The 12,398-nt window shown below is 34.6% G+C and carries 8 protein-coding genes and 1 other annotated feature; all 8 genes read right to left on the reverse strand.

Annotated features, from left to right (window positions below; translation table 11 throughout):
* Nucleotides 1-8: 8 nt before the first annotated feature.
* Nucleotides 9-2,684: a tetratricopeptide repeat protein gene (locus AC0L0O_RS14115; RefSeq protein WP_000506924.1), complete on the reverse strand. Its 2,676-nt coding sequence runs from the start codon at nucleotides 2,682-2,684 to the stop codon at nucleotides 9-11.
* 83 nt (nucleotides 2,685-2,767) lie between these two features.
* Nucleotides 2,768-3,040, reverse strand: coding sequence for a WXG100 family type VII secretion target (locus AC0L0O_RS14120; RefSeq protein WP_000807831.1), 273 nt, complete (start codon nucleotides 3,038-3,040; stop codon nucleotides 2,768-2,770).
* Nucleotides 3,041-3,167: 127 nt separating this feature from the next.
* Nucleotides 3,168-7,175 carry a type VII secretion protein EssC gene (gene essC, locus AC0L0O_RS14125; RefSeq protein WP_473785824.1) on the reverse strand — a complete coding sequence of 1,336 codons (4,008 nt, stop codon included), beginning with the start codon at nucleotides 7,173-7,175 and terminating at the stop codon, nucleotides 3,168-3,170.
* 31 nt (nucleotides 7,176-7,206) lie between these two features.
* A complete protein-coding gene (locus tag AC0L0O_RS14130; protein ID WP_473785825.1) occupies nucleotides 7,207-7,569 on the reverse strand; it encodes a hypothetical protein in 363 nt (120 codons plus the stop codon).
* A 28-nt stretch (nucleotides 7,570-7,597) separates the two neighbouring features.
* The gene (locus AC0L0O_RS14135; protein ID WP_000241763.1) at nucleotides 7,598-8,371 is read right to left on the reverse strand and encodes a protein phosphatase 2C domain-containing protein; all 774 of its coding nucleotides are present in this window, start codon (nucleotides 8,369-8,371) and stop codon (nucleotides 7,598-7,600) included.
* 11 nt (nucleotides 8,372-8,382) lie between these two features.
* Nucleotides 8,383-9,147, reverse strand: a complete 765-nt coding sequence (locus AC0L0O_RS14140) for a vWA domain-containing protein (protein ID WP_000966846.1) — start codon at nucleotides 9,145-9,147, stop codon at nucleotides 8,383-8,385.
* Between the two features lie 200 nt (nucleotides 9,148-9,347).
* Nucleotides 9,348-10,646 (reverse strand): aspartate--tRNA(Asn) ligase, encoded by a 1,299-nt coding sequence (gene aspS / locus AC0L0O_RS14145; RefSeq protein WP_000529810.1) that lies wholly within the window; start codon nucleotides 10,644-10,646, stop codon nucleotides 9,348-9,350.
* A gap of 108 nt (nucleotides 10,647-10,754) precedes the next feature.
* Nucleotides 10,755-10,966, reverse strand: a binding site (T-box leader).
* 66 nt (nucleotides 10,967-11,032) lie between these two features.
* On the reverse strand, nucleotides 11,033-12,397 hold the full coding sequence (locus AC0L0O_RS14150; RefSeq protein WP_473785826.1) for a UDP-N-acetylmuramoyl-tripeptide--D-alanyl-D-alanine ligase: 1,365 nt from the start codon (nucleotides 12,395-12,397) through the stop codon (nucleotides 11,033-11,035).
* Between the last annotated feature and the right edge of the window lies 1 nt (nucleotide 12,398).

Raw genomic sequence — 12,398 nt, forward strand, 5'->3', positions numbered from 1 at the left:
TCCTATCTTTATTGAATCCAACCGTTTGTTTTCATTTCTGTTAGTTTTTCTTGGGCGGCTCTTACTTCGGATTCATTTTCATTTGCCTGCACTGTTTTTCTTAAGAAGCGACTTGCTTCCTCATATTTTTTCTGTTTAATTTTAAACATCCCAAATGCAAAATTCACATGCGGATTTTCATCGTTTTGTGAGTATGCTTCTGTGAAAAGCTTCTCTGCTTCATTTCCTTGTCCCACTTTATCGTATAAAATCCCTATATTTACAAGTGTATTTATGTCGCGTGTTCCACTGCTAACAACTCTATTGTAAGCTTCTAACGCTTGCTGATATGCAGCAGTACTCTTTGCGCCATCTCGCGTTTCATAAAATTGGCCCGCTTCGTAATACACAATTCCTAATTGATTTAACAACTCAATATTTTTCATATCTTTTTGAATCGCTACTTGTAAAATGTGAGATGCTTGTTGATAATTCATTTCTTTCTTCGCACTATCAATTAAGTTTGTTTTATTCCAAAGCACATATAAATTTGAAAGTTCAATTGTATATATCGAATTCTTTGAATCTTGCATAATAGCTTCTTTAAAGAAAGATTCTGCTTTTTCTAACTGTACAGTTGCTGTTGAAAGTTGACCTTTTAAATACGAAACAATTGCCTTATCCTCATTTGTTTTCGTGCTCATTTTGACAATAACATCTTCTGCCTTTTCAAATTCTTTCATTTTCATATGACTTACAGCTAAATCTCGCATTGCATCTTTTTTGTATGGTTCAATTCCTTTTGCATTATTTGCTAACGCTTGTTCAAAATTTTGCACTGCTTCTTGATATTTTCCAATGCGGAAATTTGCTGAAGCTAATAAATAAGCAGCTTCATTATTTTCTTTATCTATTTCTCGATCTTTTATTAGTTTTGTAATATAGTCGATTGCAATTTTATTTTTTCCTTCAGCAACGTAAATCGTTGCTAATTGGAGATATGCCTCGTCTTTCCCCTTCACAGCAATTGCATGTCCAACAGCCTCTTCTGCTTTTGTATATTTTTTATTATCATAAGCTTGTCGTGCTTGTTCCATAAACTTTTGATATTTCGCGTTTGTTGTATAGAAATAAAATAACGTTGAACCACCTATCACAACAACTACAGTTGAGCCAATAATCAAAATCCGTTTTTTATTCTTTTTCCACCATGTCGAAAAAGCTGATGGTTCACTTTGTTCATGCGCTACTGTAAGTGGTTGATTTGATGCTTTTGCATTTAAAATCTCATCATCTATATCATATTCCACTTGTTTTTTCGTTTTTTTCCGGCTCTGTAGAATACTATTTGGAACTGTAATTGTAGCTGCTACTTCTTGCTGCGTCTCTGTTCCTTGCCCTTCTTTTATCTCTTCAATAATGCTTGCAATTTCCTGTTTTAACGCCTGATCAATGTTTGGAAATTGTACGATTCGTGAATAGACGAAACAAGCAAATGCTGCATTGTTTTCTCGTTCCAATTCAGTAGCTAATTCCAAATAATGTTGTAGGACCATTTTTTTATTTATTTCAGGCTCTTGACTCTCCATAGTTTGAATGATATATGCGAGTTCTTTTTGCAGAGCTGTTGATGGATTGAGTGAATTGAAAATTATTTTATACTCATATAATGCCGCTTGTTTAAATCCTCTCTCTTCTAATAATCTTGCAATTTCCAAACATTTTGATACAAAAAGAGAGTGTTCTTCTGCTGACTGCCTTTCCGCATCAATTTTTATTCTTTCTCTCACGCTATGAAATACATCGTACCACTGTGCAAAGCTTGGGCATTCTGCGAAAGAGTTACTACTCCATGCCTGCTTAAATAATTTTGCAATTTCCCCATTCCATTGATTATGTAATACTTGCTGAAGTAACGTATATCTTTCACATTCTTTCTGCATTTCTTCCGTTTTAAAGTAACTTGCATCCGTCCATTTTTTATTTCGAACTTCTTCACTACACCAACTCAATATTTCTCCTAATAAAATGGCACCTGCAAATCGATCAGCTTCTTTTTGCCATACTCCACTTTTTAAATACATTGGTGCGTAACCCGCTGAACCTGCTGGCAATAACGAAGGTCTTTTCGTTTTTGGACCATACATTTGCTCAACATCAACAAGTTCGATATAGTGTTGGCCTTCAATTGGATTTTCACTTAAGAAAGGTATGAGTACGTTGCTAGACGATAAATCATTATGAGCAACTTCATTTTCCTCCATCATTTTAAGTGTTGTAAGAAATGCTTCTGCAATAAAGAAGCATTGTTCTTTTGATAACATTCGTTGTTCTTGTAAAATATCAGCCCAAGTTGGTCCTTCAACCCAAGGCATTACAATACTATTAGCAAGGTCTTCTGATTTTTCGATAGCAGATATATGTTCTTCTTTAGTAACGATATAGCGTGAACATACTTTAAGACCCGCTATGGAAGAAAGTGGTTTCAAAAATGCTAGTTGATGTTTTTCCTCGCGATAGCGTTCCTTAAAAACTTTTAATGCAATTCGTTCCATGCCATTTTCATGTTGCAGTTGATAGACTGTTCCTTGTCTACCTTCTTGCCCATACGGCATTTCAATACCAATTACAGCTGGGTGTTTCTCAAAACGATAAACATCTTTATTCAGACTAATTTTTTCTCCTACTTCTGGTCGGAATCCCATTTTATCCCCTTACTCTCGTATAACAATTTTTCACAAAAAAGACCAGGAACAATAGCTCCTGGTCTTTTGCAATTGTTCTATTCTTAGTATGCGTTATCTGTGTTACGGAATTTATCAGCAATGCGTTTTAAATCTGTTGAAATACCCTCTAAAATTGGAATATATTGCTGCATTGCTTGTTTAGATTGGATAAATTCTCCACGGAACTTCGCTTGTGTTGCCCCAGCCCATTGTCCTTCTAAACTATTAATATCGCCTTCAAGTCTATTAATTTGACTTTGTGCTTCTCCTGCTGCGTTTTTAAAGTTTCCTGCGATTCTTTCAAGTTCTTCTGGTGTGATTTTAATTTCTGCCATTGTAATAATTTCCCCTTTCAAATCATAAATGATACAACAATTAGATTATAAACTATATTCATACAATTTTTAAAGAGTTAAATTACAAAAATATTCTATTTTATAGTAATTTAACCCTATTTTAATATTATTTCACTTTTAATTCAGTCCATTTTACACTAATTTTATCTATCATCGTGCGAAGTAAATGTAATGGTGTATATGCACATTTTATTTTTATTGGCTTTCTACGTATGCAATATCCATCTCCACTTAATAATTCTTGATCCATTTCAGTATGTGGCAGTTTCATATTAAAGAAATACACATCGTTATTTTGTGTCGTTCCCAGTAAATATCCAATACTTCTCTTTCTAATTTCTGCAAACCATTTTTCATGAGAATAACTATTTAGGCTAGACGTAGTAGCTGCAGTCATAAAGTGAACCCCTTTATTTTTACAGTTTTGGACTATTAGTTCCATTTTATTTTTCGCCTCATAATCAGTAGATAATACAGTTAACATTTGATCAATATCATCAATTGCAATCATTATTCTCTTGTATGGAAACTCCACTGTTACGTTGGGATCTAAAGTAGGCATTACTGCTTCTCTATTATTTATTAACTCTAACAATTCATCTAACATTTCTTTTAATTGTATAGCATCTGTAACTTTCTTCTTCACATGAGGTAAATCTCCAAGAGCTAATATACCTGTAGGTCTTTCACCAAGGTCTACTAAGTATAACTCAACCTTTTCTGGCGAGTATTGGTATGTAGTAGTGAACAGAAGTGTTTGTAATAGCGATGTTTTTCCACCTTCTATTCTTCCTCCAATAAATATATGACTCATTTCATCTAAAGAAAAGCTTTGTAAACGAATATCCTCTGTTTCTATACCTGCTGAAATTTGAGCTGTTTCTAATTTCCCAACCATATGCTCTACAAATATTTCTTTAGGCACCATTGGAATAGTTTTTGCTTTTTCACCATTCCATTCTCCATTCATTTTTTGAATAATTGTTTTTAATTGTTGAGAGTACTCAAGTTCACTTTCCCCAATAAACGGCAATGCTGCTTGGAATAATTCCGGTGGTTGCCCTTTCATTAATCCACGGCCAACAGGAACTTCAATTAACGGGAATTTAGGTCTGCCAACTAAGTTATGATATTCTGTTCCATCTTGCAATTCGAATGTAAGTGCCATCGGTATATTATTACGAACACGATCGAACATATCAATTGTTTGATTCAGAGAGAAATAGAAATATACTCCGTATGTACTTGATTCACGCAATAACAATTCTAGTACTTCATTTTCTTTCTCGAATTCATTTTTGAATCTCATATAACCATCTACCATTACTACTATAGCTGGTACTTTCTTTTCTACCATTCGGTTATACATAGAGAATGACTTTGCACCAATATTAGAAAAACTCTCTTTTCTATTCGTGATTTCCTGCTTTAAAAATCCGAATAGACGTTTCATTTTCTCATTTTCGCCCTCTTGTATAATCCCGCCTATATGAGGTAAATCTCTAAAATCTAAGAACATTCGACCAAAATCAATAACATAGAAATTCACTTCTTCTGGTGTGTGAGATACAGCTAAGGACATAATAATCGTTTGTAACATCGTCGTTTTCCCTGTACCTGGCATACCATAAATATTTAAATGCCCTTCTTGTAAATCTAACTTCAGGGGATATTGCGCTTGATTTGCAACATCATCAATTAATCCTACTGTTACTTGTAAATATTCTTTCGGTTTATTCCAATCAGCAATTGTCCAATTTTCCATAGCATAAAATTCTTTTAACAATAATTTTTCTGGTAATGGATCCAGCCATGGTCCTGGTAATGCTTTAATATTTTCTTTTTCTGATACGCTTTGTACATATTGAATAAAAGCTTGTAATTGTTTTGGACTATTTGTCATTGGTTTGGGGCGCTTTTTCACTTTTATTCTTTCACCGGAAAGCTTCACTTCTGTAAAATCAACAATATCAAGCACTTTCTCTTCATCTGGATTATAAGGTGCTCCGCTCCATGCAGATTGGAATAATTCCAATACTTCATTGCTACCAACTTGGAGATACCCTCGTCCTGGTACATTGATTTTTGATGCATCTGGAATTTTTAACATTTCACGACTATCCGCGTCATCTTGTACACGCAAACAAATTCGAAAACGTGAGTTACTCCAAATCTTGTCATTTACAACCCCTGAAGGTTTTTGAGTTGCTAATAATAAGTGAACCCCTAAAGTTCTTCCTATGGCAGCAACACTAATTAGCTCGTCCATAAATTCAGGTTGTTCCTTTTTCATTTGAGCAAACTCATCAATAACAATAAATAAATGTGGTAAAGGTTCTTTTTCACGCCAGCTTGTTTCGTAATATTCATCTAGATGCTGAACATTTCCAGCCTGAATGAATAATTTTTGTCTTCGTTCTAATTCTGCTTTTAATGAAATTCTGGCACGCTCAATTAAGTTTGGATCCTCTAAGTTCGTAATAGATGCAATAATATGCGGTAATCCCGCAAAGGTGTTTGACATTCCACCACCTTTATAATCGATAAGCATAAATGCCATCTCATGAGGGTGATAGGTTGCTGCTAACGCTGCTATTATAGACTGAATCACTTCACTTTTTCCTGATCCAGTTGTACCAGCCATTAGACCGTGCGGCCCATGCCCTTTTTTCTCTATTTTATCGTGAATATTTAGAAAAACAGGTTTACTTCCTTCTCTTACACCAATTGGAACTGGTAATGAAGTCGGATATCGATTTTCTTTCCAGCGCTCTAGCACTTGTAACTCTTCCATGTTTTTAGCTTGAAACAAGTCTAAAAATGTTAATACTTTCGGAATGTTGGCTGCTGTAGAGCTTTTCATCCGAATTGGAGCAATGCTTCGCGCTCCTAGTTCACATCGTTCGAATGAAAGTCGATCTACTTTAAAACTAGCACGCGTTGTCCCACTATTCTCAGCTGAACTTGAAAACGTTTCGACTAACTCACCATTTTCTCCATTTAAACTTATAACAAGATCACATTCCATCGGTAGCCGTTCCTTTTGTTCCGCAAAAATAAATGTAGAAGCTCCTACACTTTCACCTTCTCTAAGTAACATTGGAGTTAAAGGGTCATCTTCTAAAAATTCTCTCGCTGATAAGAAAAAGACATACATCGGAATTAAAGGAACTTTTGCATCCGCTTGCGCAGAAGAATTATAGATTCTACGCATGTTAAGTGGGGTAAATAGTACTTCAGCTAGTTTCTGTGCATCTTGTTGATTTTCAGATAAAAAGCGCATACTTCTCTGTTCATCCCATACGTGAGGAAGCCACCTCATCCAATCCCACTGCTTTTTCTCCTTCTCATGATAAAATGCTGCTATTTTCACTTCATTTGGTGCATGATGCGTCATAATTTGTGTCGTTACAATTCGAATAAAGTTTAGTCTATCTTCTTTATTTCCGACTACACCAATTACATCGTTTTTTTTCAAAGAAATTGAAATGTGCCCATTTGGTATCGTATTGAAATCCCTTTTCACATTTTGCGCTTCTGTAACTAATGGATTTTCTTCATAACCTTTCTGTTCAGGCACCTTTAATTCTACAAGAAATCGTCTTTCTCCTGTACCAATACGAATATCTAAAAAGTCTGGGCTTTCAGGTGTACGCTCCCATAAATTACTTTCCCGATTTTCAATTCTTTGTACACTTTTTAATGGGCTTGGATTTTGTGTAATTAAATATTTTGCTTGTTCAACCTTTAGCGTATCTAATTCCACTCGATGCTTTTGAATTTGCTCTAAATATCTTGTTTGTAATTGTTCAACCATTTGACGATGTTCTTTCTTTTTACGGAAATGCCCCATCGTTGTAATTACATATGATCCCAACATTGGAATACTTGAAACCATCATTAATGGCATATAACTTGAATTCATCTTCATAAATTTCATCATTACAAAATATAATACCAATGTTAAAACCGTCATCATTGCTGGCAGTAACATTGTTTCAATTGAAAACTTCGGCTCCTCCGGTATATTCGGCGGATCATGAATAATAACATCCCCTGTTGGTATATCTACTTTCACACGCGGAGAGCGTTGAAAATACGGTGATTTTTGCACAAAACATTTCTCCTTCCCCATTCAAAAACTATTACTCAATAATTTTCCATACATAATCTTCTTCACTAGTAGATATATCTTGTTTAACCGGTTCATTATAAACTTCTTCTGCCGGTAGCATTTCAAAGGAAGGGATAATCGATCCTTTTTTATATAGCATTACATATTGTCCATCCCACAAATCATTATCGCGCAACGTTTCATCATTTCGAATAGAATGCCATTCTTCTTTATCTTTTGCCACTCTAATTTCATAGGTACTGCTCAATGCTTCATCTATTTTTTCATGATGTAAAATTGCTTCAATAATTTGTACCGCTTTTACGTCATTTGGAATTGCAATATCAATTTCTTCATTTGACTGTTTTATGTATGTCACAATAATCTCTTCCACGTTTATTCACCTTTTTCCATCGTGTTTGTTACCAAGAAACATCTAAAAATGAAATATCATCACTTGTCGGAGAGTTTTGTGCCCTCTCGATTTCTTTTAACACTTCCTCAAAATTATACTGCTTAAGTGGTGCAAGTCCGTCTGAGTGAATAACTATCCGATTAGCTTCTTGTCTAGATAATGTCTTTGAAAAAACCGCCAATTCCCCGCCAATAATGCCACGCTGTGTAGACCATCTTTTCTCTATATTTCTCTCAAACTTCATTACATTCGAACAATTCTCCTTATCTTGAAACAATTGTACAAATGAATCACCATGTGTAACTATCGCTATGTGTGCTTTATCTTGATTTGGAATAAGTTCTATTTTCCCGCCAATAAACATCGCTTCACTACCTTGTTTTCGCTTTTCCTCCAATACATCGCGAAGTAACCATGGTGTTTTTTCTGGCAATCGAAATGCACTCACTTCTTCTGAAGCTTCTTCTATCCAATTTTCCAACTGATCATTTAATAATGCAGCAATATCCCGTCCGCTTTCTTGATACGTTTCAAACAAGTTTAATAACTTCATACCTAGAAATTCTGCAGCAATTTCACCATGAAAAGACAGCCCTACACCATCACATAACACAAATATGAAACTAGTTCCATTATCTTGAAATGCTAGGAAGTCCTGTCCACTCTCATTTAAATCCTGCGTTTCCTTTGCTCTAACATAGCTATATTGATAAGTAAAATGCTTAGTTTTCTTTTCTTGCAATACCGTTTCTTTCTTTTGCGATAGGATATATTTCACCATACTTCCCCCTTCTATCGAACCGGCGTTGCAGCAGACATTTGAAATCCAAGTGATACTAAGTCCGCATTTGTCCCAGGAAACATCATCACCGCACCATCTGCAATATGAAATCCATGTTCCGTCATCATCTCACGATAGCTTTGAGGGATAGGCGATGAAAGTCTTTGCAACTTTGCACCATATTCATCTGTAATCTCTGTATTTGGCATAATGCCTTCCCACTTCTTTATATTAGTAATTTGTTCTTGCATGATTTCATCTGAGATAAAAATATTTTCAATTAGTACATTTCCATCAGGTACAGACATATTCATAATTCTTCGCACAATTAATTCTGGATCTTCACCAGTTGAAGCACCATCTGTCATATGACAAACAACAGGAGCTGGTCCGTCTTGTAAATTTGGCAATTCCTTTTGCAATAACTTCTCTACTACAGAGAAAGCTTTTGCTGTATCAGTTAAACGATGCGTTTGGATTTTTTCTAGTGGGCGCAGTCTTGCTACCTCGTCTATTGTTTTCACACCACCCAATAAATCAAAAACATGATCGCTATATGCTAAAATAGATAACTTATATCTTGGAAGCAAGCGACTACCTTTTGTTGAACGAAATACCATTTGGCGAATCGCTAAAGAAAGAGCATCCGTTACAATATCAATTCTTCTTTTTTCTTCTCCGCCTGCATCCATCATTTGGTTCATTGATGCGCTTACATCTAGAAGATAAATTATATAAGCTGGTGTTTGTTGTGTTGCTTGAGTTTGATATAACATGTTTCATACCCTTCCATACATTATTATATGAACTTTTTTTATATTCATATTTCATTATAACTTATGAATTTTCTTTTTCTCAATTCATTATAAAATGTTCTTAATATAATTTACATATTTTCACACAAAAAATATTATTATTCTCTTTCACTTTTATTGAAATGCAAAGCACCCTTCTATACTATAGAAGGGTGCTAATGTTACGGTATAAGACGCGTACAATCTCTCGGAAAAGCACTCGCTTCTCTCACATTCGATAATTCTAAAAGTTTATATACAATTCTCTCTAAGCCAATTCCAAAACCACCGTGCGGGGGACAACCGTATCGGAATGTATTTAAATACGATTGAAATTTATCGGGATGTAATCCTTTTTCTTTAAAAGAATCTAGTAACATTTCATAATTATGAATTCGCTGTGCTCCTGATGTTATTTCTAATCCTTTATATAATAAGTCAAACGAGTCAGTAATAGAAGAATTCTCGTTATTCGGCATCGTATACATCGGTCTCGCTTCTTTCGGATAATGTGTAATAAAAACAAATTCACTCTTATATGTTTCATTCACATATTTCCCTAGTAACTTTTCACCTTCTGTATCTAAATCCCCTACAGGAGATTCTTTACAATACTTACTTTTCAAGATTTCTTGTGCTTCTAACAATGTGATTTTCGGTATTTCAGTAATAACAGGTACTTCTATTTGTAATAGTTGTAGTTCTTTCTCACAGTTTTTTGCTACTTGTTGAAACATATATCGTAAAACATCTGTTTCTAATTGCATCACTTCATGAAAATCATGAATAAAGCCAAGCTCTACGTCTAACGATATATATTCATTTAAATGACGGGAAGAATTGTGATGTTCCGCCCTATAAACAGGTGCAATTTCAAAAACACGTTCGAGTCCCCCAGCTACCATCATTTGTTTATAAAACTGTGGTGATTGTGCTAAATAAGCTTCTTTTTGGAAGTATGGAAGCTTAAAAACATTCGCTCCTCCTTCTGCCCCTTGTGAAACAATTTTCGGAGTAAATATACGTGTGAAATCGTTCTCTATAAGTAATTCACTAAAGCTCTGAACGAGTGTAGATTTCACTTTAAATATCGCCGTGGTTCGCTCATGTCTTAATGATAATACTCGCTCATTAAGTAGTTGATCTAAACCAACTTGTAACTTCTTTTTATTTATTTCAAACGGAAGAGGCTCTGCTCCATTTAAAATTTTCACTTCGTGAGCAAGTACTTCTACGCCTAATTCTGTTTTTGACGTTTCAACTATTTCACCAATTACGTGAACAATACTTTCTACATCAACTTTGAATCCAGCGAATTCGTTTTCTAATACACATTGAATGACTCCTGTTCTGTCCCGTAATAATAAAAAACTAACATTACCTAGATGACGAATCTTTTTTACCCAGCCTTGAAGTGATACAACCTTTCCGCTTTTCTCCGTACATTCTTTTGTGAGTGAACGTTTCATGATTTGCCCCATTACATTTCCCTCCAGTAATTTTATATTTATTTACGTTATTGTTGTTGTCATCGTCATCATCCACGGTCACTCACCCCCTTTCAAAGAATACAAAAATCCGCCCCTATAAATAGGGACGGATTTTTCCGCGGTACCACCCAAATTGTCATAATGACCATCTTAGTCCTGATAACGGTAGGTACCGTTTGCTTTTACTAATTATCACGTTCAAAGCAACACTCACAGGTGTCTTTCCATCATGCGGTATCGCAATCTTTCCAGCAACTGATTGCTCTCTGTAGATCTTTGCATCATGTACTTTTCCTGATCATCACTTTTTATATTTACAGAGTATTCTATCTCTTCACTTTGTAAAATGCAAGCATTTTTAAATAAATTTTGATTTTTCACATCCACTTTTGGACAATTTCCTCTAAAGCTATTCCACGTGAACCTTTCAATAATACGACATCCTTTTTCGTTATTACTTTTAATACTTCCTCTGCTATCTCGGCTTTATTATCAAATGACTGTACTTTACCTATATGATAGTTCTTTCTTGCTTCTTCCGCTACAAATTTGGCTAATTCACCATACGTAAATACATATTGAATGTTCTCCTCATTTAACATTTTACCAATTTCTCTATGATATGTTTCCGCTTTCTTCCCTAACTCCAACATATCCCCAATCACTATAATTTTTTTCTTATAGGCATTTAACTTCTGTAACGTTTCAATTGCAGCCTTCATGGAGGAAGGACTGGCATTCCATGCATCGTTAATAATTGTAAAACCTATTTTAGCGGTTAAAAACTGAAAGCGCATTTGTGTAATATTTATTTGTTGCAATGCTTCTTGTATTTTTTCTGTAGGGACTTTGGAAAATTGACCTACAGCGATTCCAACAATCGTATTAAAAATATTATGTTTTCCATGTAAGGGAACATCGTACTGTATTTTTGTATGATTTAATTTAAAATGAACACCATATTCATCTAATTGTACGTTTGTTGGAAACAAATCATTTGTATCCTTTTCACCAAATGTCTTACAATTTACACTCGACGTTTTATTATTTCGAGAAAGCAATGGCTCATCACCATTATATAAGAACAAACCATTTTCTCTTAACCCATCAATAATCTCTAATTTAGCCTTCGCAATCTCTTTTCTTGATCCAAGCGTTTCTAAATGAGACTGTCCAATCATTGTAATCACCGCTACATCTGGCTGTGCGATTCGTGATAAATTTCGAATTTGTCCTTTTTCACTCATCCCCATTTCAAGTATTAAAAACTCTGTATCTCGTTTCATCTCTAAAATTGTTAACGGTAAACCGATTTGACTATTAAAATTACCTTTTGTTTTATGCACTCTATAAGTTGACCTTAAAATACCTTCTATTATATCTTTTACCGTAGTTTTTCCATTACTACCGGTAATTCCGATTACTTTTACATTTATCTCTCTTCGATAAAATTGTGCCAATTGTTGCAAAGCAAACAAAGTGTCATCTACAAATATAATTGGAATCCCTTTTGGCGGAGAACCGTAAGACTTTTTCCATAAGGAAGCGATAGCTCCATTATCCATTGCCTCTTTCACATACTCATGCCCATCCTTCACCCTAATGATTGGAACGAATACATTTCCTTCTTTAATGTTTTTGGAATCTATGCAGACACCATGTATTTCTAATTGATGAAACGATTCGTGTAATCCTTCTCCATTTATTACCTCTTCAAGTTTTTTCAAATTCATTTGAATCAAA

This window comes from Bacillus sp. GS3m_15504 (assembly GCF_055825275.1).